This is a genomic window from Luteimonas sp. A611 (genome assembly GCF_054072715.1).
The window spans coordinates 552950-578726 of sequence record NZ_JBSVRP010000002.1 but is presented as its reverse complement, the minus strand read 5'-3'; the positions used below and the strand labels follow the sequence as shown (position 1 = coordinate 578726).

General features: G+C 68.1%; 31 protein-coding genes and 1 tRNA gene. 25 read left to right on the top strand and 7 right to left on the bottom strand.

Annotated elements, in window-relative coordinates:
- Positions 1–5: 5 nt before the first annotated feature.
- Entirely contained in the window at positions 6–902 is an 897-nt protein-coding gene (locus ACW5EG_RS12930) for a phosphoribosylaminoimidazolesuccinocarboxamide synthase (RefSeq protein WP_457018569.1), read from the bottom strand.
- Between the two features lie 78 nt (positions 903–980).
- On the opposite strand from ACW5EG_RS12930, the gene ACW5EG_RS12925 reads away from it, so the two are divergent.
- The 6 genes from ACW5EG_RS12925 to ACW5EG_RS12900 all read left to right on the top strand — a co-directional run bounded on the left by ACW5EG_RS12925 (position 981) and on the right by ACW5EG_RS12900 (position 6176).
- Entirely contained in the window at positions 981–1313 is a 333-nt protein-coding gene (locus ACW5EG_RS12925; protein ID WP_457018570.1) for a DnaJ domain-containing protein, read from the top strand.
- A 70-nt stretch (positions 1314–1383) separates the two neighbouring features.
- Positions 1384–2058 carry a ribulose-phosphate 3-epimerase gene (gene rpe, locus ACW5EG_RS12920; protein ID WP_457018572.1) on the top strand — a complete coding sequence of 225 codons (675 nt, stop codon included), beginning with the start codon at positions 1384–1386 and terminating at the stop codon, positions 2056–2058.
- Positions 2055–2528 carry a ribonuclease E activity regulator RraA gene (rraA, locus tag ACW5EG_RS12915; protein WP_457021731.1) on the top strand — a complete coding sequence of 158 codons (474 nt, stop codon included), beginning with the start codon at positions 2055–2057 and terminating at the stop codon, positions 2526–2528. Before rpe ends, rraA begins: the two co-directional genes overlap by 4 nt.
- 261 nt (positions 2529–2789) lie before the next feature.
- Positions 2790–3761, top strand: a complete 972-nt coding sequence (gene yegS, locus ACW5EG_RS12910; protein WP_457021729.1) for a lipid kinase YegS — start codon at positions 2790–2792, stop codon at positions 3759–3761.
- Between the two features lie 108 nt (positions 3762–3869).
- Positions 3870–5345 (top strand): anthranilate synthase component I, encoded by a 1476-nt coding sequence (trpE, locus tag ACW5EG_RS12905; protein ID WP_457021727.1) that lies wholly within the window; start codon positions 3870–3872, stop codon positions 5343–5345.
- A gap of 36 nt (positions 5346–5381) precedes the next feature.
- Positions 5382–6176: an SIMPL domain-containing protein gene (locus ACW5EG_RS12900; RefSeq protein ID WP_457018579.1), complete on the top strand. Its 795-nt coding sequence runs from the start codon at positions 5382–5384 to the stop codon at positions 6174–6176.
- Between the two features lie 53 nt (positions 6177–6229).
- On the opposite strand, the gene ACW5EG_RS12895 is transcribed toward ACW5EG_RS12900, so the two are convergent.
- Together ACW5EG_RS12895 and ACW5EG_RS12890 are read right to left on the bottom strand one after the other, a co-directional pair.
- Positions 6230–6862: an FmdE family protein gene (locus ACW5EG_RS12895; RefSeq protein ID WP_457021725.1), complete on the bottom strand. Its 633-nt coding sequence runs from the start codon at positions 6860–6862 to the stop codon at positions 6230–6232.
- A gap of 3 nt (positions 6863–6865) precedes the next feature.
- Entirely contained in the window at positions 6866–7123 is a 258-nt protein-coding gene (locus tag ACW5EG_RS12890) for a DUF2249 domain-containing protein (protein WP_457018581.1), read from the bottom strand.
- Between the two features lie 137 nt (positions 7124–7260).
- Between ACW5EG_RS12890 and ACW5EG_RS12885 the strand changes: the two genes are divergently transcribed.
- The 5 genes from ACW5EG_RS12885 to ACW5EG_RS12865 all read left to right on the top strand — a co-directional run bounded on the left by ACW5EG_RS12885 (position 7261) and on the right by ACW5EG_RS12865 (position 11184).
- Complete coding sequence (locus ACW5EG_RS12885; RefSeq protein WP_457018582.1) at positions 7261–7839, top strand: anthranilate synthase component II; 579 nt, start codon at positions 7261–7263, stop codon at positions 7837–7839.
- Positions 7840–8072: 233 nt separating this feature from the next.
- Positions 8073–9110: an anthranilate phosphoribosyltransferase gene (gene trpD / locus ACW5EG_RS12880; RefSeq protein ID WP_457018583.1), complete on the top strand. Its 1038-nt coding sequence runs from the start codon at positions 8073–8075 to the stop codon at positions 9108–9110.
- A gap of 34 nt (positions 9111–9144) precedes the next feature.
- Positions 9145–9507, top strand: a complete 363-nt coding sequence (locus ACW5EG_RS12875; protein WP_457018584.1) for an antibiotic biosynthesis monooxygenase family protein — start codon at positions 9145–9147, stop codon at positions 9505–9507.
- Between the two features lie 133 nt (positions 9508–9640).
- Positions 9641–10468, top strand: a complete 828-nt coding sequence (gene trpC / locus ACW5EG_RS12870; protein ID WP_457018585.1) for an indole-3-glycerol phosphate synthase TrpC — start codon at positions 9641–9643, stop codon at positions 10466–10468.
- Positions 10465–11184 (top strand): haloacid dehalogenase-like hydrolase, encoded by a 720-nt coding sequence (locus tag ACW5EG_RS12865; protein WP_457018586.1) that lies wholly within the window; start codon positions 10465–10467, stop codon positions 11182–11184. The genes trpC and ACW5EG_RS12865 overlap by 4 nt, the downstream gene beginning before the upstream one ends.
- Before the next feature lie 11 nt (positions 11185–11195).
- Here the strand turns inward: ACW5EG_RS12865 and ACW5EG_RS12860 are convergent, their stop codons facing one another.
- Both ACW5EG_RS12860 and crp read right to left on the bottom strand, forming a co-directional pair.
- The gene (locus ACW5EG_RS12860) at positions 11196–11669 is read right to left on the bottom strand and encodes a GNAT family N-acetyltransferase (RefSeq protein ID WP_457018587.1); all 474 of its coding nucleotides are present in this window, start codon (positions 11667–11669) and stop codon (positions 11196–11198) included.
- A complete protein-coding gene (gene crp, locus ACW5EG_RS12855) occupies positions 11666–12301 on the bottom strand; it encodes a cAMP-activated global transcriptional regulator CRP (protein ID WP_457018856.1) in 636 nt (211 codons plus the stop codon). The genes ACW5EG_RS12860 and crp overlap by 4 nt, the downstream gene beginning before the upstream one ends.
- 182 nt (positions 12302–12483) lie before the next feature.
- Between crp and speD the strand changes: the two genes are divergently transcribed.
- Positions 12484–13278: an adenosylmethionine decarboxylase gene (gene speD / locus ACW5EG_RS12850; RefSeq protein ID WP_457018588.1), complete on the top strand. Its 795-nt coding sequence runs from the start codon at positions 12484–12486 to the stop codon at positions 13276–13278.
- 81 nt (positions 13279–13359) lie between these two features.
- Here speD and coq7 read toward each other — a convergent pair whose 3' ends face one another.
- Positions 13360–14055 carry a 2-polyprenyl-3-methyl-6-methoxy-1,4-benzoquinone monooxygenase gene (gene coq7 / locus ACW5EG_RS12845; protein WP_457018589.1) on the bottom strand — a complete coding sequence of 232 codons (696 nt, stop codon included), beginning with the start codon at positions 14053–14055 and terminating at the stop codon, positions 13360–13362.
- Between the two features lie 199 nt (positions 14056–14254).
- Here coq7 and rplM point away from each other — a divergent pair, with 199 nt between their 5' ends.
- The 6 genes from rplM to maiA all read left to right on the top strand — a co-directional run bounded on the left by rplM (position 14255) and on the right by maiA (position 18343).
- The gene (rplM, locus tag ACW5EG_RS12840; RefSeq protein WP_457018590.1) at positions 14255–14683 is read left to right on the top strand and encodes a 50S ribosomal protein L13; all 429 of its coding nucleotides are present in this window, start codon (positions 14255–14257) and stop codon (positions 14681–14683) included.
- Between the two features lie 3 nt (positions 14684–14686).
- The gene (gene rpsI, locus ACW5EG_RS12835; protein ID WP_457018591.1) at positions 14687–15079 is read left to right on the top strand and encodes a 30S ribosomal protein S9; all 393 of its coding nucleotides are present in this window, start codon (positions 14687–14689) and stop codon (positions 15077–15079) included.
- Between the two features lie 48 nt (positions 15080–15127).
- Positions 15128–15202 (top strand) — tRNA-Gln (locus ACW5EG_RS12830).
- A 276-nt stretch (positions 15203–15478) separates the two neighbouring features.
- A complete protein-coding gene (locus ACW5EG_RS12825) occupies positions 15479–16222 on the top strand; it encodes a 2OG-Fe dioxygenase family protein (RefSeq protein ID WP_457018592.1) in 744 nt (247 codons plus the stop codon).
- Between the two features lie 274 nt (positions 16223–16496).
- Positions 16497–17483: a fumarylacetoacetate hydrolase family protein gene (locus ACW5EG_RS12820; protein ID WP_457021723.1), complete on the top strand. Its 987-nt coding sequence runs from the start codon at positions 16497–16499 to the stop codon at positions 17481–17483.
- 200 nt (positions 17484–17683) lie between these two features.
- Positions 17684–18343 carry a maleylacetoacetate isomerase gene (maiA, locus tag ACW5EG_RS12815; protein WP_457018595.1) on the top strand — a complete coding sequence of 220 codons (660 nt, stop codon included), beginning with the start codon at positions 17684–17686 and terminating at the stop codon, positions 18341–18343.
- Positions 18344–18503: 160 nt separating this feature from the next.
- Here maiA and ACW5EG_RS12810 read toward each other — a convergent pair whose 3' ends face one another.
- Positions 18504–19610, bottom strand: coding sequence for a PilT/PilU family type 4a pilus ATPase (locus tag ACW5EG_RS12810; protein ID WP_457018596.1), 1107 nt, complete (start codon positions 19608–19610; stop codon positions 18504–18506).
- A gap of 177 nt (positions 19611–19787) precedes the next feature.
- Here ACW5EG_RS12810 and ACW5EG_RS12805 point away from each other — a divergent pair, with 177 nt between their 5' ends.
- The 7 genes from ACW5EG_RS12805 (at position 19788) to ACW5EG_RS12775 (ending at position 25712) form a co-directional block, all read left to right on the top strand.
- Entirely contained in the window at positions 19788–20090 is a 303-nt protein-coding gene (locus ACW5EG_RS12805; RefSeq protein ID WP_457018598.1) for a DUF4398 domain-containing protein, read from the top strand.
- Positions 20087–20683: a hypothetical protein gene (locus ACW5EG_RS12800; protein ID WP_457021721.1), complete on the top strand. Its 597-nt coding sequence runs from the start codon at positions 20087–20089 to the stop codon at positions 20681–20683. The genes ACW5EG_RS12805 and ACW5EG_RS12800 overlap by 4 nt, the downstream gene beginning before the upstream one ends.
- Before the next feature lie 391 nt (positions 20684–21074).
- On the top strand, positions 21075–21293 hold the full coding sequence (locus tag ACW5EG_RS12795; RefSeq protein WP_457018601.1) for a YdcH family protein: 219 nt from the start codon (positions 21075–21077) through the stop codon (positions 21291–21293).
- A gap of 136 nt (positions 21294–21429) precedes the next feature.
- The gene (locus tag ACW5EG_RS12790) at positions 21430–22806 is read left to right on the top strand and encodes a pyridoxal-phosphate dependent enzyme (RefSeq protein WP_457021719.1); all 1377 of its coding nucleotides are present in this window, start codon (positions 21430–21432) and stop codon (positions 22804–22806) included.
- A 64-nt stretch (positions 22807–22870) separates the two neighbouring features.
- Positions 22871–24052 carry a cystathionine gamma-synthase gene (locus ACW5EG_RS12785; protein WP_457021717.1) on the top strand — a complete coding sequence of 394 codons (1182 nt, stop codon included), beginning with the start codon at positions 22871–22873 and terminating at the stop codon, positions 24050–24052.
- 7 nt (positions 24053–24059) lie between these two features.
- Positions 24060–24908, top strand: a complete 849-nt coding sequence (locus ACW5EG_RS12780) for an ABC transporter permease (protein ID WP_457018606.1) — start codon at positions 24060–24062, stop codon at positions 24906–24908.
- A 3-nt stretch (positions 24909–24911) separates the two neighbouring features.
- Positions 24912–25712 carry an ABC transporter ATP-binding protein gene (locus ACW5EG_RS12775; protein WP_457018608.1) on the top strand — a complete coding sequence of 267 codons (801 nt, stop codon included), beginning with the start codon at positions 24912–24914 and terminating at the stop codon, positions 25710–25712.
- The last annotated feature ends 65 nt before the right edge of the window (positions 25713–25777 follow it).

Sequence of the window (25777 nt, the reverse complement as noted above, 5' to 3'; positions counted from 1 at the left end):
GGCCCTCAGTCGACCGAAATCCCCGCCAGCTTCTGCAGTGCTTCGGCGTACCTGGCGCGGGTGCGCTCGATCACTTCGGGTGGCAGCCTCGGTCCCGGGGCGGTCTTGTCCCAGTCCAGCGTTTCCAGGTAGTCGCGCACGATCTGCTTGTCGTAGCTGGGCGGGCTGGAGCCGACTTCGTACTCGTCGGCGGGCCAGTAGCGTGACGAGTCCGGGGTGAGCATCTCGTCCATCACGTACAGGCGGCCGTCGGCGTCGGTGCCGAACTCGAACTTGGTGTCGGCCAGCAGGATGCCGCGCTGGGCAGCGTATTCGCAGGCGTGGCGGTACAGGCGCAGGGTGGCGTCGCGCACCTGTTCGGCCAGATCGGCGCCGGCCAGCTTGACCGCGGTGTCGAAGTCGATGTTCTCGTCGTGGTCGCCGACCGCGGCCTTGGTCGACGGGGTGAAGATCGGCTCTGAGAGTTTTTCGGCCTGGCGCAGGCCGTCGGGGAGGCGGATGCCGCTCACGCGGCCAGTGCGCTGGTAGTCCTTCCAGCCGCTGCCGATGATGTAGCCACGCGCGATTGCTTCGATCGGCACCGGCCGCAGTTTCTTGGTCACCACCGCACGCCGTGCGTACAGCGCCGGATCCACCCCATCGGGCAGCACCGTGGCCACGTCGATGCCGGTGAGGTGGTTGGGCACGAGCGCCGCGGTCTGTTCGAACCAGAAATTGCTGATCTGGCAGAGCATCTCGCCCTTGCCGGGAATCGGGTCGGGCAGGACCACGTCGAACGCGCTGAGGCGGTCGGTGGCCACGATCAGCAGCCGGTCGTCGCCCAGGTCGAACACGTCGCGCACCTTGCCGCGGTGGCGCAGGCCAAGACCGGGCAGTTCGCTTTGCAGCAGGGTCGTCGCCAAGGAGAGCAGCCTTCGGGCGGGCCGGCAAGTGTAGTGCGATTTCCGCCGGGGGTGCACGGCGGACGCTACACTGCCCCCATGAACCGCTGGTACGGAAAACTGCTGGGCTTCATCGCCGGCTGGCTGCTGCTGCGCCATCCCGGCGGCGGCCTGATCGGATTGCTGATCGGCCATGCCTTCGATGCGGGCTGGATCGCGTCGGGTGGCGGAGGCGGCACGGCGTACCGCGCCCTGGGCCTGTCGAGCGAGGCCACCGAGGCTGAAATCGACCAGGCCTACCGTCGCCTGATGTCGCAATACCACCCCGACAAGGTGGCAGGCGCCGCGCCGGAGCTGCGCGAGCAGGCCGAGAAGAAGGCGCGCGAGATCAACGCCGCCTACGACCGCATCATGGCGCAGCGCCGCCGTTAGCTGGCCCTCCGCGGCTGGGAATCGCCCGGGGCAAGACAGCAGATTCCTCACTTCGTACGGAATGACATCGATGCAAGCACCCGTGATCGCTCCGTCCATCCTCTCGGCCAATTTCGCCAAGCTTGGCGAGGAGGTCGACAAGGTCCTCGCCGCGGGCGCCGACTGGGTGCACTTCGACGTGATGGACAACCACTACGTGCCCAACCTCACCATCGGCCCGCTGGTGTGCGAGGCGCTGCGCAGCCACGGCGTGACCGCGCCGATCGACGTGCACCTGATGGTCGAGCCAGTCGACCGCCTCGTGCCGGATTTCGCGAAGGCCGGCGCCAGCCTGATCAGCTTCCATCCGGAGGCCTCCAGGCACGTGCACCGCACCATCCAGCTGATCAGGGCCGAAGGTTGCCAGGCCGGGATCGTGCTCAATCCAGGCACGCCGGTGGACGTGCTCGACTACGTGCTTGAGGAGCTCGACCTGGTGCTGCTGATGTCGGTCAACCCGGGCTTCGGCGGCCAGGCCTTCATTCCCTCGACGCTGGAGAAGCTGCGCAGGGTGCGCGAGCGCATCGACGCCACGGGCAGGCCGATCCGGCTGGAAATCGACGGCGGCGTGAAGCCCGACAACATCGGCCAGATCGCAGCCGCCGGCGCGGACACCTTCGTCGCCGGCAGCGCGATCTTCGGCAAGCCCGACTATGCAGCGGTGATCGCGCAGATGCGTTCGGAGATCGACAGGGCCACCGCATGAACACCTGCGACCTGTGCGACCAGTACGAAGACCGGGTCCGCGTGCTGGAGCTGCCGCTGCGCGACTACGGCGGCCGGACCGCGTTCGCGGGGCTGGTCAGCACGGTCAAGGCGCTGGAGGACAACTCGCTGGTGCGCGAGGCGGTGGCCGAACCCGGCGAAGGGCGCGTGCTGGTGATCGACGGCGGCGGCTCGCTGCGCCGGGCGATGCTGGGCGACATGCTGGCGGAAAAGGCGGTGGCCAGCGGCTGGAGCGGGGTGCTGGTGCATGGCGCGATCCGCGACAGCGCGGCGATCGGCGTGCTCGATCTCGGGGTCAAGGCCCTGGCGACGTGCCCGCGCAAGACCGACAAGCTTGGCCAGGGATTGCGCGACGTGCCGGTGGCGTTCGGCGGACTGGTGATCGCGCCGGGGCAGTGGCTGGCTGCGGACGAGGACGGCGTGGTGCTGATGGATTCGGCACCGGGCTGATCGCGGCAACCGGGTCCGCGGCCTTCCTGGCGACGGACCCGCCTGTCTGCGGCAGGTCCGTCGCCGGAGACATGAGGGCAATCCAGCCCCCGCCCGTCTTCCCTGCTATGGCCTCCGATGCTGCGCGTCGTGCATGACGCGAAGATGACAAGTGCAGCGTGACTCCACCGCGCCGGCATGTCCCCGCGCTGCGTCGCGGTCGCGTGAAGCGCTGCGCACGTGCGCGTGCTACACCAGCGTCCCCGACCTGTCCCACCGTCCATGACCACTCCTCGCTGGTGCCTGATCATCAACGGCAAATCCGCCGGCGACGACCCATTGCGCGCCGCCGTGCAGGCGATGCGCGAACGCGGCACGCACATTGACGTGCGCGTGACCTGGGAGGATGGCGATGCCGCGCGCCATGTCGCCGAGGCGACCGAGGACGGTGCCTCCACGATCGTCGCGGCAGGCGGCGACGGCACCCTGAGCGAGGTCGCGACCGCGCTTGCCCATGGCGACGTGGCTGCCGACGCGCTGCCGTCGCTGGGCCTGGTGCCGATGGGCACTGCCAACGATTTCGCCACGGCCGGCGGCATTCCGGACCAACCGCTGCCGGCACTCGAACTGATCTCGGCGCAGCTGGCGCGGCCCGTCGACCTGCTGCGCCTGGACGCGGGCGGCGTGGTGCACTGGGCAGCCAACATGGTCAGCGGCGGCTTTGGAACGCAGGTCACCGTGGAAACGCCGGAAGGCATGAAGAAACTGCTGGGTGGCCTGGCCTACCTGCTGACCGGGCTGTCGAAGCTCGGCCGGATCGAGCCCAGCCGGGCGACGCTGCGCGGGCCGGGCTTCGCGTGGGAAGGCGAGTTCATCGCAGTGGGCGTGGGCAACGGACGCCAGGCGGGCGGCGGCCAGGCACTGTGCCCGGATGCGGTGGTCGACGACGGATTGCTGGACCTCACCGTGATACCGGAACTGTCCGGCGAGATCGCCGCGACGCTGGGCGCGGTGATCAGCGAGGGCAAGGTCGCGGCGCTGGAACGCGTGGCCACGCGCGCGCGCCTGCCGTGGATCGAAATCGCCGCCGAGGCGCCGCTGGCGCTCAACCTCGACGGCGAGCCGGTCGAGTCCACCTGCTTCCGCATCGACTGCGTGCCGGGCCGGGTGCGCATGCACCTGCCGCCGGACAGTCCGTTGCGATCGCAACCAGCTGCGCCGTCTGTGAAAACGGCCGCAAAGCCGCTACATTGACCGCCATGGGCGCGACCGCATTCCCACATTTCCTTGCTGCCGGCGAAGGCTGGCGATGGTGGCCTGCCGCCGTCGCAACCGCCCGCCCGCATCCCTGGGAAATGTCGCGTGACCTCGCAAGAAGAATTCCAGCAATCGGCCGCTGAAGGCCATACCCGCATCCCCGTCGTGCGCGAGGTCCTGTCCGACCTCGACACGCCGCTGTCGGTCTACCTCAAGCTTGCCGACGGCCCGTACAGCTACCTGTTCGAATCGGTCGAGGGCGGCGAACGCTTTGGCCGCTATTCGATCATCGGGCTGCCGGCCACGCGCGTGTTCAGCTTCCGCGGCCACACGCTGACCGTCAGCGAGCACGGCGAAGCGGTCGAAACGCGCGAGGTCGAAGATCCGTTCGCCGAGGTCGAGCGCCTGCGCGCCGAACACTCCGTGCCGCGGCTGCCCGGCCTGCCCGGTTTCAGCGGCGGGCTGGTCGGCTGGTTCGGCTTCGAGTGCATCGAATACATCGAGCCGCGCCTGCGCGCCAACCCGAACCCCGACGAGCTCGACACGCCCGACATCCTGCTGATGCTGAGCGAGGAAGTGGCGGTGTTCGACAACCTCAAGGGGCGGCTGTACCTGGTGGTGCATGCCGATCCGCGCGCGCCGCAGGCCTTTGCGCGCGCCAGCCGCCGGCTCGACGCGCTGGCGCACCGGCTGCGCCACGGTGGCGCCGGCTATCCGGAAACGCTGCGCCCGGAAGCGCTGGACGAAGCCCACTTCGAGTCCGGCTTCACCCGCGAGGGCTTCCTCGACGCGGTTGCGCGGGCCAAGGACTACATCGCCGCCGGGGACGCCTTCCAGGTGGTGCTGTCGCAGCGCATGAGCGTGCCCTTCAACGCCCGCCCGGTGGATGTGTACCGTGCGCTGCGGGCGATGAACCCCTCGCCGTACATGTACTTCCTCGACGTCGGCGACACCCAGGTGGTGGGCTCGTCGCCGGAGATCCTGGTGCGCCTGCAGGCCGGCGAGGTGACCGTGCGTCCGATCGCCGGCACGCGTCCGCGCGGCGCAACGCACGAGGAGGACCTGGCGCTGGAAGCCGAGCTGCTGGCCGACCCCAAGGAGCGCGCCGAGCACCTGATGCTGATCGACCTGGGCCGCAACGACGTCGGCCACGTGTCCACGCCCGGCAGCGTCGAGGTCGGCGAGCGCTTCGTGATCGAACGCTACAGCCACGTGATGCACATCGTCAGCGAGGTCACCGGCCGGCTGAAGGAGGGCTTGAGCTACGCCGACGTGCTGCGCGCCACGTTCCCCGCCGGGACCGTCAGCGGCGCGCCCAAGGTCCGCGCGCTGGAGATCATCCGCGAGCTCGAGCCGGTCAAGCGCAACGTCTACGCCGGCGCGATCGGCTACATCGGCTGGCACGGCGACGCCGACACCGCCATCGCCATCCGCACCGCGGTCATCCAGGACGGCCGCCTGCACGTGCAGGCTGGCGCAGGCATCGTGTTCGATTCCGATCCGCAGAAGGAGTGGGACGAAACCATGAGCAAGGGCCGCGCGCTGTTCCGCGCGGTGGCGCAGGCGGCGAAAGGGCTGTAGCCGCGCGGCACGAACATCCACCGGAAGAATCTCGACATGATAGCCATGCGCATCGCCTTCCTCGTCCTCCTGCTGCTGGCGCAACCGGCGTGGGCACAGGTCAACGCACTGCCGTCGCTGCCGCACCTGCTGGTGAAGGGGGAAGCCAACCGCGACGTGGTGCCGGACCGCTTCACCGTTTCGATGACCCTGGCCACGGTCGACATGAGTCCCGGCCGCGCGCGGGAACAGGTGCAAGCCAATCTTGCCACGCTCATCGACTCGCTCAAGGGCGGCCGCGCCATCGCCGGGTCGATTGACGCTGCGGTGTTCTCGATCGCGCCCGAGTACGAATACGAAAACAACAAGCGCGTGTTCAAGGGAACGCGGGCAGCCAGGCAGCTGCGTGTCACGTTCCCCGATGCCGACAGCACCCGCGGGTTCCTGTCCGGCCTGGTGGCTGGCGAGGAGGTGATGCTCAACGGCATCCAGCCCGCCTACTCGGGCGAGGAGGACCTCCGTGCCGATCTGAAGGCCGAGGCGATGAAGCAGGCACGGGCCACCGCGGACCTGCTTGCGCGCAGCTATGGCACGCGCATCCGGGGGTTGTACAGCGTCTCCGACGTTGCCCCCAGCTTTGCCTACGGGGTGCAAGCCGGCCAATGGCCGCGTGCCTCGCGGCGCGTGGGCGGGCTTCCCGCGCCACCGGACGAACCGCCGGTTGTGTTCGACGCCCCGTCCGCAGTGGACAGCGTCACCGTCACCGGCAGCCGTATCACGCCGGAGAGCATTGAGGTGGGCACCATCAACATCGCGGAGCACCTGTACGCGATCTTCCTGCTGGCGGACTGACCGTGCCCTGCGCGATCGACAGCCGCCGCGGACACTGCGGCACGATGGCTGCCTCAGCCGGCCGTCGCGCGCCCCTGCGCGGGCCAGCGCACCTGCACCACCGCCGGATCTTCCGCATGCTCGAGCAGCATCCGGCGTACGCGCCCCTGCCAGGCGTCGCCGAACCGGCGCTGCTGCGCGGCGTCGGCCTGTCCCTGCACAACCAGGGCGAACAGGTTGCGCTGGTCGGGCTCGACCGGTACCGGCGATGTGTCCAGCGCCACCTCCACGACCTGGCCGCTGTCGCGCCTGCGCATGCGCAGCGCACCGATACCGGGATCGCCGTAGCGCAGCAGGCCATTGCGGGCGTGGCCGCCGGCCAGGCCCTTGAATCCGTCGGCGCCGGCCGCGCCGGTGACCAGGGTCATGACCTGTCCGATCACGCCGGACACGCCCGCGTCCTCGGCCTGGGGCAGGCTGACCGCGATATTGCCGCGTTCGGGCAGGGTGTCGCCGTAGAGCGCACGCAGCCCGGCGCGCGCGCACAGCCAGGCGCCCGCCACGGTCGGGCAGGAGTGGCCCGCCAGGCGCACTGCATCCGCGTAGCGATACTCGATCACCCCATCCGGCGTGACGCCGAGCAGCGCGGCCAGGCCGTCGCGCAGGCGCAGCACCGGTGCCTGCTCGAAGAACGCCGGGAAGCCCACGGTTCAGGCCCGGACGATGAAGTCGATCACGATCGCGCCCGGCTCACGCTGGCGGTACAGGATCTCGACGCGGTCGCCGAAACGGTCCACCAACTGGCCCAGGAGCGGCAGCGGGTCGTGGTCGTTGACGAAGCGCATCGCCTCACCCGGCAGCAGCGCACCCAGCGCGCCGAAGATCGCCGAATGGCGGAAGCGTCGCGCGATGCCGCGCGCGTCGAAGGGATGGGCGGTGTAGTCGGTGTTGCCGGCTGCGTCGGTCATGGCGTGGCTCCTGTGGTCGGGCGCGCCAGCCTGCGCGGACGAGGGGCGCCGCGCCCTGATCCAGGTCAGGCCATCACGAGATCGACGCCCGCTGGCCAAGCGGAACGAGGAAGCGCAGACAGCGCGAAGGGACCAGCATGCTGCTGATGATCGACAACTACGACAGCTTCACCTGGAACCTCGTGCAGTACCTGCAGGCACTGGGGGCGGAGGTGAAGGTGGTGCGCAACGACGAGCTGACGGTCACGCAGATCGATGCGCTTGCGCCGGAGCGCATCGTCATTTCACCGGGACCCTGCACGCCCAACGAGGCGGGGGTGTCGGTCGGCGTGATCGAGGCGCTCGGCGCGCGCGTGCCGATCCTCGGCGTGTGCCTGGGCCACCAGAGCATCGGCCAGGCCTATGGCGGCAAGGTGGTGCGTGCGGGACGGATCATGCACGGCAAGACCTCGCCGATCCGCCACGAGGGCAAGGGCGTGTTCGCCAACCTGCCCGACGGCTACGAGGCCACGCGCTACCACTCGCTGGTGGTCGAGCGCGACTCGTTGCCCGGATGCCTGGAAGTGACGGCCTGGGCCGACAACGAGGACGGATCGGTCGAGGAGATCATGGGCCTGCGCCACCGCGAGCACCCGGTCGAGGGCGTGCAGTTCCATCCCGAGTCGATCCTGACCGAACACGGGCATGCGCTGCTCAAGAACTTCCTCGCGCGCTGATGCAGGCGCTTGTCGGACACAAGCTGCCATCCGGGCGCAGCGACTCGTCCAAGCCCGGGCTGTCGGCGGACGCGGGCTGCCGTCCCAAGCAAAATTGTCATCCCGAGCGCAGCGAGGGATCTTGTGTCCGGCGGCATGAGTCGAGCAGATCCCTCGCTGCGCTTGGGATGACACCGTTCGATCTCCCGCCACCCATCCCTCACCTCTCACGAGTCCCAATCACGGTTCCCGCCATGTCCATCACCCCCCACGAAGCCCTGCAGCGCACCATCGAGCATCGCGAGATCTTCCATGACGAAATGATCGACCTGATGCGGCAGATCATGCGCGGCGAAGTCTCGCCGGTGATGACCGCGGCGATCCTCACCGGTCTGCGCGTCAAGAAGGAAACGGTCGACGAGATCGCGGCCGCCGCCAGGGTGATGCGCGAGCTCTCGCTCCCCGTCGACGTGCCCGACCGTTCGCATCTGGTCGATATCGTCGGCACCGGTGGCGATGGCTCGCATACCTTCAACATTTCCACCGCCAGCATGTTCGTGGCCGCTGCGGCGGGCGCGCGCGTGGCCAAGCACGGCAACCGCAGCGTGTCGTCCAAGTCGGGCAGCGCCGACGCGCTCGAGGCGCTGGGTGCGGCGATCGAACTGCAGCCGGCGCAGGTCGCGCGCTGCATCGACGAGGTCGGCGCCGGCTTCATGTTCGCCCCCATCCACCATCCCGCGATGAAGGCGGTGGCGCCGGTGCGACGCGAGATGGGCGTGCGCACGATCTTCAACATCCTGGGGCCCCTGACCAACCCTGCCGGCGCGCCCAGCGTGCTGATGGGCGTGTTCCACCCCGACCTGGTCGGCATCCAGGTGCGCGTGCTGCAGGAGCTTGGCACCGAGCGTGCGCTGGTGGTCTGGGGCCGCGATGGCATGGACGAGATCTCGCTGGGCGCGGCGACGATGGTGGGCGAACTGCGAGACGGGGTGGTGCGCGAGTACGAGATCCATCCGGAGGATTTCGGCATCGGCATGGCTGCCAGCCGCAACCTGCGCGTGGCCGACCCGGCCGAATCGAAGGCGATGCTGCTCCGCGCGCTGCGCGGTGAAGCGGGCCTGCCGCTGGAGATCGTGGCACTCAACGCCGGCGCGGCCCTGTACGTGGCCGGTGTCGCCGATTCGATCGGCGATGGCATCGCGCGTGCAAGGGCGGCGGTTGCCTCCGGTGCCGCGCTGCAGAAGCTGGAGGCATTCGTCGCGGTCACGCGCCGGCTCGCGGGCGCAGACTGACGCGTCACCGCGCCCGGCATCCGGAGAACCCGCCATGCATCCCGCCACGTTCGCCCGACTGCCCGCGCCGCCGTACTACGCGGTGATCTTCAGCGCCCAGCGCACCGACATCGACAACGGCTACGGCGCGACCGCCGAGCGCATGGTCGAGCTGGCGCAGCTGCAGCCCGGCTTTCTTGGCGTCGAATCGGTGCGCGGCGAGGATGGATTCGGGATCACGGTGGCGTATTGGGACAGCGAGGACGCGATCCGCGCCTGGCGCCAACATGCCGAACACACCGCAGCGCGCGAGCGCGGCCGCGCCGAGTGGTACCGGCATTTCGAACTGCGTATTGCCCGAGTCGAGCGCGCCTATGGCTGGGATCGCGGCGAGGGACCTGCCGAAGGCGCCGGATGAGGCGCAAGCCTCTCCCCATCGCGGCGCCCGGGGCGGGGTCGCGCCCGACGGGCGGATCCTGCGATCATGCTCACCTTCCGCCGGGGCTGGCGCGTGCCGCCCCGGCGACCCCCGTTGAAGAGGACACACGGCCTTGAACCACCTGTTGCGTTCCACGCTGCCGCGCAGCGAGGACATCCTGCAGAAGATCCTGGCGCGCAAGGCCGAGGAGGTCACCGCACGGGCCGCCGCGCGCCCGCTGGCGGAGATGCGCGAGCTGGCCGCCGACATGCCGCCAACGCGCGGCTTTGCCGATGCGATCGAGGCGAAGATTGCCGCCGGCGCGCCGGCCGTGATCGCCGAGGTCAAGAAGGCCAGCCCCTCCAAAGGCGTGATCCGCCCCGATTTCCACCCGGCGCAGATCGCACGCAGCTACGAGGCCGGCGGCGCGGCCTGCCTGTCGGTACTCACCGACGTCGATTTCTTCCAGGGCGCCGACCTGTACCTGCAGGAAGCACGCGCAGCCTGCACGCTGCCGGTGCTGCGCAAGGATTTCATCATCGACCCCTGGCAGGTGCACGAGGCGCGCGCGCTGGGCGCCGACTGCATTCTGCTGATCGTCGCCGCGCTGTCGGACGCGCAGCTCGCCGAGCTGTCCGGTACCGCCATGCAGCTCGGCCTGGACGTGCTGGTGGAAGTGCACGACATCGACGAGCTCGAGCGCGCGATCCAGGTGCCGGCGCCGCTGCTCGGCGTCAACAACCGCAGCCTGCGCAGCTTCGAGGTCTCGCTCGACACCACGCTGTCGCTGCGCGGCGCGGTGCCGCGCGACCGACGCCTGGTGACCGAGAGCGGCATCCATACCGCCGCCGATGTCGCGCGCATGCGCGAAGCGGGCATCGACGCCTTCCTGGTCGGCGAGGCCTTCATGCGCGAACCCGATCCGGGCGAGGCGCTGCGCGGGCTGTTCTTCCCGGCATGAGCGATGCCGCCGATGCCCGCCGCGTGGTCTTCGACTTCGACCACACGCTCTACGACGGCGACTCGGGCAGCCATCTGTTCGCCTGGCTGATCCGGCGCAGCTGGTGGCGCACGGGGCTGGCGCTGCTGGCCGCGCCGCTATTCGGCCCGATGGTGGCGTTCCTGCCCACGCGCCGCTACGGCATTTCGGGATTCGTCTGGATCGGGACGGTCGGCATGTCCGGCCCACGCACGCTGGACGCCGCGATCGACCGCTACGTCGCCACCCACGAGGCGCAGATCCGCGAACGCCTGCTGCCGGTGGCGCTGGCTGTGCTGCACCGGCATCGCGAGGCCGGCGACCGGGTTGTGATCGCCACCGGCGCGCCGCCGGAGCTGGCGCGCGCGATCCTGGCCTTCGTCGCGCACGAGGCGGTGCCGGTGATCGGCACCCAGGTCGGGCCGCGCCTGGGCGCGATCGTCGCCGTGCGCCACTGCCACGCCGAGGAAAAGATGCGGATGCTGCGCGAGCGCGGGCTGGGCGAGGTCGACATCGCCTATTCGGACTCCAGCGCCGACCTGCCGCTGCTGCTGGCGGCGACGTCGCCGGTGGTGGTGAATCCCAAGCACGACAGCGTGGAGATGTTCCGGCGCACCCTGCCGGCGGGCACGCCGATCCTCAACTGGGGATGCCGGGACCGTGGCGGGGAGCCGGTGGCGGGCGTCGCAAAAGAGTAGGGGATGTCGCCCTACGCGTCGCCCAGTCGCTTGATGAACCGCACCGTCCCGTCGCTGAAGCCGCAGGCGCGGTAGAACGCGTGCGCGTCGGTGCGCTGCGAACCGCTGGCCAGCTCCAGCCGGGCGGCGCCACCTGTACGGGCGCGGCGCTCGGCCTCGCGCAGCAGCTGGCGGCCCAGGCCCTGGCCGCGGGCCGATGCGCTGACCACCAGCGCCGTGATGCGGCAGGTGAGCGTATCCAGCGGCAGGTAGTACATGAAATCCAGCGCCACCAGCCCCGCGACGGCGCCCTCCACGCGCGCGACCACCAGCGCCTGGCGGTCGTTGTCGAGGATCGTGCGGATCCGGCGCGCGGCATCCTCCTCGTCGCAGGGGTAGCCCAGCTCGCAGAGCAGGGCGGCGACATCGTCGGCGTCGATCGGGCCCACGCAGCGCAGGTCGGCGTCCGGCAGGTCGCCGCGATACGCGAACGGGCCGCCGCTCATCGAGTCCCGTAAAGCACGATCGTCTTGCCGCGGGCGTGGAGCTTGCCGTCGATCTGCAGCTTCTTCAGCACCCGGCCCGCCATCTCGCGCGAGCAGCCGACCAGGCGCGCCAGCTCCTGCCGCGATACCCGCAGCTGGGTCCCTTCCGGGTGGCTCATCGCCTCCGGCTCGCGGGTCAGGTCGTGCAGGGTGCGGATGATGCGGTCGGTGACGTCGAGGAAGGCCAGACGCCCGGCCTTGCGGCTGGTGTCGAGCAGGCGCCGTGACAGCTGCACGCCGATCGCGAACATGATCGAGGTGGCGTCGTTGGCCAGGGTGCCGTCCAGCAGCTGGTACAGCCGCTCGTAGCTGATCTCGGCCAGCTCGGTCGGGACGCGCGTGCGCAGGATCACCTCGCGCACGTCCGTCTCGATGAACAGCCCCATCTCGCCGACGAATTCGCCGTTGCCGAAATAGCCGAGCACCAGCTCGCGGCCGTCGTCCTCCTCGGTGATGATGCTGACCGAGCCACTGATGACGAAGTACAGCGTGCTGGCGGGATCGCCAGGGCGGAACACCTCCGTGCGCGGCGGATAGCGCCGACGATGGCAGTGGGCGAGGAAGCGTTCGATGGTCGCGGGGGACGGTGCCATCGGATGGGAAGGGCGGCGATAGCTGCTGATCAGGGCCACAGGGCTTTGCTTCATGCAAGGGGGAACGGGGGAACCGCCGAGATTAGGCCGTCCGTGGCCCCGGGGCAAACGGCGTTGCCCCATGGCCACCCACTTTGCCGCATAATTCCGCACTTCGTCCGTCCGCCCGGGGACCGTCCGACGTGGTCAAACCACTGCCTCGCCTGAAGCTCCAGGGCTTCAACAATCTCACCAAGTCGCTGTCGTTCAACATCTACGACGTGTGCTATGCCTCGTCGGAAGACGAGCGCAGGCGCTACATCGAGTACATCGATGAGCAGTACGACGCCGATCGCCTGACCCAGATCCTGTCCGACGTGGCCGAGATCATCGGCGCCAACATCCTCAATATCGCCCGCCAGGACTACGATCCGCAGGGCGCGTCGGTGACCATGCTCATCTCCGAGGAGCCGATCATCGACAAGAAGGACGCCGGCAAGGAGATCATCTCCGAAGCCGTGGTCGCGCACCTGGACAAGTCGCACATCACCGTCCACACCTATCCGGAAACCCACCCGGACAACGGCATCGCGACCTTTCGCGCCGACATCGACGTGTCGACCTGCGGCGTGATCTCGCCGCTGAAGGCGCTGAACTACCTGATCGAGAGCCTCGAGTCCGACATCGTGGTGATGGACTACCGCGTGCGTGGGTTCACCCGCGACATCAAGGGCAAGAAGCACTTCATCGACCACAAGATCAACTCGATCCAGGACTACCTGGCCAAGAACATCAGGGCGCGCTACGAGATGCTCGACGTCAACGTCTACCAGGAAAACATCTTCCACACCAAGTTGCACCTGAAAGAGTTCGACCTGGACCAGTACCTGTTCGAGGAAAAGGCGCGCAACCTCTCGTTCAAGGAGCGGATGAAGATCGAGGCGCGGCTCAAGCGCGAGATCGAGGAGCTGTACCACGGGCGCAACCTGATCGACTGAGCCCCGCGCGGGATGGTCGATACGGCAAGGCCCCGCATTGCGGGGCCTTTTGCGTCGTGGAGCGTGCTTGTCGCCAGCGCTTCAGGCCCGGTACGCCACCGCCTTCATGAACTTCGACGCGGCCGCCATCAGGCTCGGGATCGGCTGCGGCAGGATGCGCGCGCCGGCCATCTCCGCGTTGAGCGCGTGGCGGGCCTCGTCGATCTTCATCTGCTGCAGGATCTTGCGGCTGCGCCGGTCGGCGTCGGGCAGCGTCTGCAGGTGTTCGTCCAGGTGCGCCTCGACCTGGCGCTCGGTCTCGACCACGAAGCCGAGGTTCCAGCCATCGCCGCGCAGCCCGGCCGCCAGCCCCAGCACGTAGCTGCCGCCGTACCAGAGCGGGTTGAACAGGCTGGGACGGCTGTCCAGCTCGCGCAGGCGGTCGGCGCACCAGGCCAGGTGGTCAGTTTCCTCCTGCGCCGCCTCGAGCAGGTGTTCGCGGGTGGCGTCCTCGCGGGCGACGGCGGCCTGGCCGAAGTACAGGCCCTGCGCGCAGACCTCGCCCACATGGTTGATCCGCATCAGGCCCGCGGCGTGGCGGCGCTCGCCGGGCGAGAGCGCGGCATCGGGCGTGGTGCCAGCGGGGTTGTCGCGGCTGGCGGCGGGCTGGCCGAGCAGGGTCTCCAGCGCCCGCTGCGCCTCGACCAGGACGCGGTCGAGCGGATTGAGACGACGCGGCGCGGCGCGCGGCGGGGCGGGGATCGTGGCCGGAAGGGTCGGGGCGGGGGTGTCTGGCATGCTGTCTTCCCAGGGGCGGCGCCGGTCGGAAGCCGCCATGTTGGCGCCTGGCACTGCCCGGCGCCAGCGCGGGAGCCCGCTGGCTTGCACGCGCCGGGCGTGCGGGCTACAATTCCGCTTCTGTGTTCCACCCCCACAACGCGAGGCGAAGTTCCGGTCACGGAACCAGCCCGACCAGGCACCCGCCCGGAGTCACTCAATGAAGACCTTTACCGCCAAGTCCGAGACCGTCCAGCGCGACTGGTATCTCGTCGACGCCACCGGCAAGACGCTGGGCCGCCTGAGTTCCGAACTCGCGCGCCGCCTGCGCGGCAAGCACAAGCCCGTCTACACCCCGCACGTCGACACCGGCGATTACCTCATCGTAATCAACGCCGAGAAGATCACGGTGACCGGCAAGAAGCTGACCGACAAGCTCTACCACCGCTTCACCGGCTATATCGGCAACCTCAAGACCGAGTCCCTGGGCCAGGCGCTGGAGCGCCACCCCGAGCGCGTGATCGAGATGGCGGTCAAGGGCATGCTGCCGAAGAACACGCTCGGCCGCGCCATGTACCGCAAGCTCAAGGTGTACAAGGGTGCCGAGCACCCGCACGCCGCCCAGCAGCCCCAGTCCCTGGATATCTAAACGATGGCTATCACCCAGAATTACGGCACCGGCCGTCGCAAGTCCGCCACCGCCCGCGTGTTCCTGCGCAAGGGCAGCGGCAACATCACCGTCAACGGCCTTCCGCTGGACAAGTTCTTCGGCCGCGAGACCGCGCGCATGATCGTGCGCCAGCCGCTGGAACTGACCAAGAACACCGAGAGCTTCGACATCCTCGTCACCGCCGCTGGCGGCGGCACCACCGGCCAGGCCGGTGCGATCCGCTTGGGCATCGCCCGCGCGCTGGTCGAGTACGACGAGACGCTGAAGATCGAGCTGCGCAAGGCGGGCTTCGTGACCCGCGATGCGCGCGAAGTCGAGCGCAAGAAGGTCGGCCTGCACAAGGCACGCCGCGCCACGCAGTTCTCCAAGCGTTAATGCTGCACTGACGCCACCGCATTGCGGTGGCGTTACAATCCGCGCCATAGCCCCGTCGCCAAGCGGTAAGGCACCTGACTCTGACTCAGGCATTCGGTGGTTCGAATCCATCCGGGGCTGCCACATCAAGCTGGGTGCTGCGGCATCCGCGTTCTCGAGAGACCCGCCTTGTGGCGGGTCTTTTCGTTTGCGCGCCAACTGCGTGCCCCCACCCCAGCCCTCCCCTGCACGCGGGGGAGGGGGCAGAGGCGTGTTGGCCGACGGGACGCGCGGGCGGACTCCCTCCCCCGCCTGCGGGGGAGGGCTGGGGTGGGGGCCCGCCGAAGCTACGCACCGTAAAGTGCATACATATCCCCCGAAGACCATTCACCCCCGCCGTCCGCACGCTAGAATTCGCCGATGACGGCTTCCTTCCTCCCGCCTCTGTCCGATGCGCGCCGCGTGCTGGACGATCTCCGCGTGCGCGGCTATGCCGTACTGCCCGCCGCAGAAGTGCTGGCGCTTGCGCAGGTGGGGCCGGAAGACCTGCGCGCGCTCGAACCGGGCTGGGATGACTTGCCGCCCGACGACTATCTGCGCGACGGCGGCCGCTACCGCAGCCGTCGCCATTCCTGCTTCGTCGTCGACGGCGAACAGGTGCAGCAGGCCTCCCACCGCGCCCACTGGCAGTCGCTCGACTACAACGCCTTGCACGGCGGCATGCTGCGCATGTTCGAGCCGGTCGGTCCGCAAACCATCGCCGCCCCGGCCTGGACCTCGCTGCTGCGCGGCCTGGGCCAGTGGTGCTCGGCGCTGCACGGCATGCAGCCCTGGTACGTGGAGGCGCACCAGTTCCGCATCGACACCGCCGACGGCATCGGTCGGCCAACGCCCGAGGGCGCGCATCGTGACGGCGTGGATTTCGTCGCCGTGATCCTGGTCGGGCGCCACGACATCAAGGGTGGCGAGACGCGGGTGTTCCAGGCCGAGGGCCCGGACGGGCAGCGTTTCACCCTGTTCGAACCGTGGTCGCTGCTGTTCCTCGATGACACCAGGGTGATCCACGAATCCACCCCGATCCAGCCGGCCTCGGACGATGCGCCAGGGCATCGGGATACCCTGGTGCTGACCTTCCGCGCCGGCGCCTTCCAGGGCGACGACTGAGCGGGCGCGCGTTGCCGTCACCACGGCACGACCGCATCACTGCCCGAAGTGTCATCCCGACCGCAGCCCGCCTGAAGTGTCATCTCGATCGCATCACCGCCCGAAGTGTCATCTCGAGCGCAGCGAGAGATCTCGCCCGGCCGGCCCCTGATGCCGCAGCCTGATCATTCGCTGCATCGGGGCTGACATTCCTCCGCCTGGCCAGCGCACCGAAAGGCATCCGCGCCAGCCCGCTGGTTACAATTGAAATCACGAATCCCGTTCCGGAGCAGGCATGAAACTCGGTTCACTCAAGGAAGGCGGCCGCGACGGCACCCTGGTCGTCGTCTCGCGCGACCTCACCCGCGCGGTGCGCGCGGCGGGTATCGCCCCGACCCTGCAGCGCGCGCTGGAGGACTGGGACAACACCGCGCCGCGCCTCAACGCGCTGGCGCAATCACTGGAAAGCGGCGATGCCGACGGGGTGTTCGACCTGGAAGCGAACGCGCTCGCCGCGCCCTTGCCGCGCGCCTACGAATTCGTCGACGGCAGCGCCTACCTGCCGCACGTCGAGCGCGTGCGCCGTGCCCGCGGCGCCGAGGTGCCAGAAAGCTTCTACACCGATCCGCTCATGTACCAGGCCACCAGCGCCGGCTTCCTCGGCCCGCGCGATCCGGTGAAGGTGGTCAGCGAGGACTACGGCATCGATTTGGAAGCCGAGATCGTGGTGATCACCGACGATGTGCCGATGGCGGTCACGCCGGAGCAGGCCGCCGGGCGCATCCAGCTCATCGGCCTGGTCAACGACGTCAGCCTGCGCAACCTGATCCCGGGCGAGCTGGCCAAGGGCTTCGGCTTCCTGCAGTCCAAGCCGCGTTCGGCGCTGTCGCCGGTGTTCGTCACGCCCGACGAACTGGGCGACCACTGGCGCGGCAGCAAGCTGCACCTGCCGCTGCTCACCCACGTCAACGGCGAATGGTTCGGCGCACCGGAGGCGGGCGTGGACATGCAGTTCGACTTCGCGCAGCTCGTGGCGCACGTTGCGAAGACGCGTCCGCTGTCGGCCGGCACCATTGTCGGCTCCGGCACGATCGCCAACCAGGACACCTCGCTTGGCGCCTCGTGCTTTGCCGAAAAGCGCACCGTCGAGACGCTGGAAACAGGCAAGCCGGTGACGCCGTTCCTGTCCTTCGGCGACAGCGTGCGCATCGAGATGCTCGACCGCGACGGCCGCAGCATCTTCGGCGCCATCGAGCAGCGGATCGAACGCTACGCGCCCTGACGGGCGGGAAGCTGACGCGATGGATGGCGCCCGGGCCAGCGCGACGCCGGGTGACGATGGCGTGCTGGATGCGCGGCGCGATGCGCGCAGGAACGGCATGGCAGCTCGGCCCGTGCGCCCGCATGGGGCCGTCGCTGTCCGGCGAAGCACGGACACTACGTAATAGCAGGACAGGGTCGGTCGGCCCAGGGGGCGGTTGGGTGGGCGAGGAACTGAGGCTGTATTCGTATTGGCGATCCAGCGCGGCCTATCGCGTGCGGATCGGGCTCAACCTCAAGAACCTCGCCTACGACACGGTGCCGGTCCACCTGCTGCGCGAGGGCGGCGAACAGCTGGCACCGTCCTTCGCTGCCACCAATCCGCAGAAGCTGGTGCCGGTGCTGCAGCACGGGCAGCGCATGTTTCGCCAATCGCTGGCGATCCTTGAATACATCGATGAGGTCTGGCCGACGCCGTCGCTGCTGCCGGCCACCTCGCGCGAGCGCCAGCGGGTGCGCGCGCTGGCGCAGCTGGTCGCCACCGACATCCATCCGCTCAACAACCTGCGGGTGATGCGTTACCTGGAGGGCGAATGGAACGTGCCGCAATCCGAGCGCGACGCTTGGACCAGGCACTGGATCACGGAAGGTTTCGATGCCTTCGAGGCGCTGCTGCAGGACCATCCGGCGACCGGCACCTTCTGCGACGGCTTCGCCCCCACCATCGCCGACTGCTGTCTGGTGCCGCAGGTCTACAACGCGCGCCGCTTCGGCGTGGACATGGCGCGCTATCCGGTGATCGCCGCGATCGAAGAAGCCTGCCTGCAGCTGCCCGCGTTCCGCGACGCCGCCCCCGACCGCCAGCCGGACGCGCCGCGGTGAGGGCGGTTGGCGGCGGATCACCTTGGCTTGTCATTTCGACCGCAGGGAGAAATCCGCCCTACCGGAATTCCGATGGCAGGTTTCTCCCTGCGGTCGAAATGACAGCTCTGGTAGGCCCCGCCCTTCGGGGGAAGCAGCCGCGTAACCGGATCGCAGCCCCTCAGCCGTTGCCGAACACGTCCGCGTAAGGATCGTGCTCGCCGCTCCCGCCCTCAGACAGCCTGAACTTCAGATCCAGCCCTTCGCGTGAATCGGCGGCGCGCAGCGCGGTCTCGCGCTCGATCCGGCCATCCTTGTACAGCCGGAACAGGCACTGGTCGAAGCTCTCGATGCCTTCTTCCAGCGACTCTTCCATCGCCTGCTTCATCTCGTGCACCTGGCCGCGGCGCAGCAGGTCGCGGATCATCGGCGTGTTGATCAACACCTCGGTCGCCGGCATCCGGCGGCCGTCCATGCCCACCACCAGCCGCTGCGACACCACCGCGCGCAGGTTCAACGCCAGGTTCATCAGCACGTTCTTGTGCGCGGCCTCGGGGAAGAAGTTGAGGATGCGCTCGATGGTCTGGTCGGCGTTGTTGGAGTGCAGCGTGGCCAGGCACAGGTGGCCGGTCTCGGCGAAGGCGATCGCCGCCTCCATCGTGGTTGCGTCGAGGATCTCGCCGATCAGGATGACGTCCGGTGCCTCGCGCATCGCGTTCTTCAGCGCGTTGTGGAAGGCGTGGGTATCCAGGCCGACCTCGCGCTGGTTGACGATCGACTTCTTGTGCTTGTGCAGGTACTCGATCGGATCCTCGATGGTGAGGATGTGGCCCGCGGTCGTGCTGTTGCGGTAGTCGATCATCGAGGCCAGCGAGGTCGACTTGCCCGAGCCCGTCGAGCCGACCAGCAGCACCAGGCCGCGCGGCGCCATGATGATGTCCTTGAGCACCTGCGGCAGCTGCAGCTCCTCGATCGTGGGGATGGTGCTGCGGATCGCGCGGATCACCATGCCCACTTCGCCGCGCTGCTTGAACACGTTGACGCGGAAGCGCCCGGAGTCCTGCAGCGAGATCGCCATGTTGAGCTCGAGGTCGCGCTCGAACTGGGGCACCTGGCCCTCGTCCATCAGCGAGTACGCGATCTTCTTGACCATGCCGGGCGGCAGGCCGGTATTGCCCAGCGGATAGAGCTTGCCTTCAACCTTGATGTAGACCGGCGCGCCCGTCGTCAGGAACATGTCCGACGCGTTCTTTTCCGCCATCAGCTTCAGGAAATAGCCGATGTCCATGTACCAATCCCCAATGGCCCGCCCTGACCGTTGCGCATCGGGCGAAGGCTGTCGACAATGGCCGCGCATCCCGTAGACGGCACGGCCCCCCTAATGGCAACAAGCTTCGCATACTTCAGGACCACGCTGCAGGCACTGGCATGCGGATGCGTGCTGGCGCTCACGGCTTGCGCGACGATGCCGCCTCCTACCGCCGAGCTTGCCTCGGCGCGGCAGGCGGTGTCGCGCGCATCCGATGCCGATGCCGAGCAGTACGCGGCCGCCGAGCTGGCGCGCGCAGGCAGCCTGCTGACCCAGGCGCAGGCGGCGATGGCAAACAGGCAAGAGGGCGAGGCGCGCGACCTGGCGCTGCGTTCTGCAGCGCTGGCCGAACTGGCCACCGCGCGCAGCCATGAGGCCACGGTCCGCGCCGAGCTTGAGCAGCGCCGCGCCGAAGTGGCCGACCTGCAGCAGCGCCTGCGCCGTGAGGACACGCCATGAAGACCCGGCTGCAAGTTGCCGCCTGCCTGTGCCTGCTGCTGGCGCTGCCGATGGCGCAGGCCCAGGACACTCCCGAGGTCGCGGGCCTGAACCAGCGCCTGGTCGCGATCGACGCGGACCCTGCGCTCAATACGCTGGCCTCGCTGGAACGGATGCAGGCGCGACAGGCCGTGCAGGCGCTGGCGGCCACGCGCAGCAGCCGTCAGCGGCCCGCCGCGCTGGAAGTCGCGCAGTGGCGCGTCGAAACCGCCGAAGTGGCGGTGCAGACCGAAGCGGCACGGCGCGAGATCGACCGGCTTGACCGCGAACGCTCCGACCTGCTGCTCGAGGCCAGCCGCCGCGAGGCCGCGCGCGCGCGCCAGGAGGCCGAGCGGCTGCGCATCCAGACCCAGATCCAGGCCGAGGAAGCCGCGCGGCTGCGCGAGACCGCAGAGTCCGAATCGCTGGCCCGGCAGGAGGCCGAAACCGTCCTGCAGGGCGTGTCCTCACGTGAGGCCGCACGCCTGCGCGCGTCCCGCCAGCGGGCCGCCGAGCTCAAGCGCCAGGAAGAAGAGCTGATGCGCAGCCTGGAGTCCGGCGGCGACACGCCCTGAGCCTGCGTGGGGCAGGTTTCAACGCTTTAATCAAAGGCTTACGAGACTTCGGCGCTTTCGGACGCTTGGCTCCGTCTCGACCTTGCTGAACCGGTCCGGTGCGTCGCGCCGGTTCCGTGACGGCGGCATGCGGTGGCCCCCGGAAGGGCCCTTGTCCACCCCAGTGGGGAGGAGTAGGGTCGGATGACCAGGCGGCAGCTTTCTTCCCCAGCCACCTGGCGACAGAGCCAGACCGATGACCGAGCCGATCACGAACCAGGCGCCCACCCCCGGCAATGCAGGCCGCCGGTGGGCCGTGGGGGCGGGACCCGCCCCGCGTCCGGTCTGTACCCCCGACGACGCCCCGTGCCCTCACCGGCCGGGGCGTTTGCATGTTCGCAGGAGGAATTCCATGTTCGAAGGGCAACCCCAGGCGGAACTCGACAAGCTGATCAAGGGCCATCCCGAGTTCAAGCAGCTCTACCAGCGCCACAAGGAGCTGGACAAGAAAGTGCTCGATGCCGAACTCGGCGTGCTCCCGATCGATGAAACCACCCTTTCGCAGATGAAGCGCGAGAAGCTCGCTGCGAAGGACCGCCTGACCCGTCTCTACGACGTGCTGAAACACTGATGTTCCCGGACGTCACGGGCGGCGGCGGCCATCCTCGTCGGTCGCCGCCGCCCGTGAGCTGTCTGCCGACCACCGTGAGCACGGCGGTCGTGGGCCGGTGCGATAATCCGTGCTTTCCCGCACGCACCCGACCCGCATGACGATCCATTCCTCCGTCCTCGGCCTCATCGCCGACACCCCGATCGTCAAGGCCCAGCGCCTGGACACCGGCCTGTGCGAGCTCTACCTCAAGCTCGAAAGCCAGAACCCCGGTGGTTCGATCAAGGACCGCATCGGCCTGGAGATGATCGAGGCCGCCGAAGCGCGCGGCGAGCTGCAGCCCGGCGCCACCCTGGTGGAGGGCACCGCCGGCAACACCGGCATCGGCCTGGCGCTGGTGGCCCAGCAGAAGGGCTACCGGCTGCTCCTCGTGGTCCCGGACAAGATGAGCCGGGAGAAGATCTTCAACCTCAAGGCGATGGGCGCGGAGGTGGTGCTGACCCGCTCGGACGTCGCCAAGGGCCATCCGGAGTACTACCAGGACCTGGCGGCGCGGATCGCGTCCGAGACGCCCGGCGCCTACTTCATCAACCAGTTCGGCAACCCGGACAACCCGGCCGCGCACGAGCACGGCACCGGGCCGGAGATCCTGCGGCAGATGGAGGCCGTGGGCGGGCTGGACGCGATCGTGTTCGGCTGCGGCAGCTCGGGAACCATGACCGGCCTGTCGCGCTGCTTTGCCGAGCACGCCCCACACGTGGAGATGGTGCTGGCCGACCCGGTCGGCTCGATCCTGACCGAGTACATCAACGAGGGCACCCTCAGCGAGAAGTCCGGCAGCTGGATGGTGGAAGGCATCGGCGAGGACTTCCTGCCCTCGATCTCGGATTTCTCGCGGGTGAAGAAGGCCTACGCCATTCCCGACAAGGAGAGCTTCCTGGCCGCGCGCGAGCTGCTGCGCAAGGAAGGCATCCTCGGCGGCTCGTCCACCGGCACCCTGCTGGCCGCCGCGCTGCGCTGGTGCGGCGAGCAGACCACGCCGAAGAAAGTGCTGGTCTTCGTCTGCGACACCGGCAACAAGTACCTGAGCAAGCTCTACAACGACTACTGGATGCTGGACAACGGCTTCCTGGAGCGCGAACAGCATGGCGACCTGCGCGACCTGATCCTGCGGCCCTACTCGCAGCGCGACACCGTGGTGCTGGCCCCGGGCGACCTGCTGGTCACCGCCTACCAGCGCATGAAGCTCTACGAGATCTCGCAGCTGCCGGTGATGGATGGCGACAGCATCGTCGGCATCCTCGACGAATCCGACGTGCTGCTGCACGTCTACGGCGACGAGAACCGCTTCCGCGACCCGGTCTCGACCGCGATGGTCAGCAAGCTCGACATCCTCGACGTCAAGTCGCCGGTCGAGTCGCTGCTGCCGGTATTCGACCGCGGGCAGGTTGCGATCGTGCTCGACGGGGAGCGGTTCCTGGGGCTGATCACCCGCATCGACCTGCTGAACTGGTTGCGAAGGCGGGTGCAGTGAGCGCCCGGGCGGAGGTCGGCTCAATGGTAGAATCCCCGCCCCGGAATTCAATGGATTCAGCGACATGACGGACCCCCGCGAGGCGGTCGACACGGCGGCGTGGGGGCTTGGAACCAAGGCGATCCATGCCGGCCAGTCTCCGGACCCGAGCACCGGCGCGGTGATGCCGCCCATCTACGCCACCTCGACCTACGCCCAGTCCAGCCCGGGCGTACACCAGGGCTTCGAGTACTCGCGCACCCACAATCCCACGCGCTTCGCCTACGAGCGCTGCGTGGCGGGCCTGGAAGGCGGCACGCGCGGCTTCGCGTTCGCGTCCGGCATGGCGGCCACCGCCACCATCCTGGAGTTGCTGGACAGCGGCGACCACGTGCTGGCGATGGACGACCTCTACGGCGGCAGCTTCCGTCTGTTCGAGCGCGTGCGCCGGCGCAGCGCCGGGCTGGACTTCAGCTTCGTCGACATGACCGACCCGGCAGTGTTCGAGGCCGCGCTCACGTCCAAGACTAAAATGGTCTGGATCGAGACGCCGACCAACCCCCTGCTGAAGATCGTCGACATCGCCGCGATCGCGCAGATCGCGCGCCGCCACGGCGCGTTGGTCGTGGTCGACAACACCTTCGCCTCGCCAATCCTGCAGCGGCCGCTGGAACACGGCGCCGACATCGTCATGCACTCGGCGACCAAGTACCTCAACGGCCACTCCGACATGGTCGGTGGCATGGTGGTGGTGGGCGACGACGCCGACCTCGCCGATCGCATGGCGTTCCTGCAGAACTCGGCGGGCGCCGTGCAGGGACCGTTCGACAGCTTCCTGGCATTGCGCGGCCTGAAGACCCTGCACCTGCGCATGAAGGCCCACTGCGAGAACGCGCACGCGATCGCGGAGTTCCTGCAGGCGCACGATGCCGTGCAGGACGTGATCTACCCAGGGCTCACCTCGCACCCCCAGCACGCGCTGGCCAAGCGCCAGATGGACGACTTCGGCGGCATGCTCTCGTTCCGCATCAAGGGCGGGTTCGATGCAGCGAAGCGCTTCTGCGAACGCACCCAGCTGTTCACGCTGGCCGAATCGCTGGGTGGCGTGGAAAGTCTGGTCAATCATCCGGCGGTGATGACGCATGCGTCGGTGCCGCAAGAGACGCGGGCGCGGCTGGGGATCGGGGATGACCTGGTGCGGTTGAGTGTGGGGGTGGAGCACCTTCGCGACCTGTGTGCGGACCTCGCACACGCCCTGCGGGGTTAGAGAGTCCGTGACGAACGTGGTGACAGGAATCAGGAGCGGCAGTGCCGCCGCCGGCAAACCCCTGGGTGGGCAGTTGTTGTGGGTCGATGCGCTTGGCAGCTTGCGGCGGCCGGAGTTCTGGACCTTTTCGGCATGGCTGGACATCATCAGCCGTTATCGTCGGTCCCGGCTTGGCGTGCTTTGGCTGTTCGTTCCGCCGGCGACAACCGTGCTGGTAATTGGCAACTTCTACGCAGGCTTCTCGGGCCGGGATCCCCGATCGTTCATGCCGTACATGGGCATGGGATATCTGATCTGGCGATTCATCACCCAGGTCATTGGCGAGACCTCATCCGTGATGCTGTCGCACCGCCCTTTCATCATGGATGGGAGGACCCGGTTTACCGACTACATATTCCGTGCGCTGTCAAAAGCAGCAATCTCCGCATTCGCCGCGTTCGCAATCGTCTCGATCGCGTTTCTGTTATCGCCTATGGCAAGCATCCAGGGCTTCTTGACGCTGTTCCTGACGGTGCCGCTGCTCGTGATCAACGTTGTTGCCCTTGGGGTAGTGGTGTCACTTCTGGGGGCCAGGTACCCGGACATACAGGAGCTGACCACGACGCTCTTCCTGTTCGGCTTCCTGCTGACACCGATTCTCTGGGATCCAGCCTTCGTTCCCAAAGAGAGCATCCGGGCGACCCTGATGTACGTGAATCCAGCATTTCATCTGGTCCAGATGATCAGGTCGCCCTTCCTGGGAGGGAGCGTCGAGTCGGTCACCTGGATCTACGTGGCAATCATGACGACGGTCATGTTGATCCTGTCGACCATCCTTTACCGCCGCTACGCGCGATTCATTCCCCTCTGGATCTGATCGATGGCCAAGCTCGTTCTGGAAAATGTCGGCCTCGATGTGCCCATGTATCTTCATGGCGAACGTCGTATGGGGAGCTGGTGGGGTGTGCTGGGAGGAGCCGCGTTCTCCGCGCCCAAGCGCCAGTTCGTGACTCTGGTGGAATCCGTGTCGTTCGAGATCAACGATGGCGACAGGCTTGCCGTCATCGGCAGGAACGGTGCGGGCAAGTCGACGCTGCTGCACATACTGACAGGGGCCTATCAGCCTACGCGTGGCAGGATCCATGTCGAAGGATCCAGACATGCACTGATGAACCTGTCTCTGGGTTTCAATGCGGACGCCACCGTGGTCGAGAACATCCTGCTTCGATGCGCGGCCATGGGAACCCCGCTCGAGGAAGCGCGCGCAATTATTCCCTCCGTCCTGTCGTTCTCAGAACTTGAGCACAAGTCCTTGCATCGCCTCAGGACGTTGTCGGCGGGCCAGAGAATGCGGCTGGGGTTCGCGATTTCGACCTCCACGCATCACGACATCATGATTCTTGACGAATGGATCGGTACCGGGGACGCAGCGTTCGTGGAGCGTGCCAAGGAACGCATGATGAACCGTGTCGGCGGCAGCAAAATCGTGGTGCTTGCAACGCACAGTCTTTCTTTGATCCGGCAAGTCTGCAATCGTGCGATCCTCATTGACAATGGTCGAGTGAAGAGCGTCGGTTCGGTCAATAAAGTAGTCGGCGTCTACAAGGAGTTGCTCCGCCGTCATGCGTACCAGGAGCAACTCAAGCGGCAGGCGGTCGTGGCTTCCGAGCAGGCGTCGTAGCGTTGGAGGCCAAGTTCCATCGCCGCCATCCAGACGGACGAGGCGGACTGGAGCGAGGGAGTAAT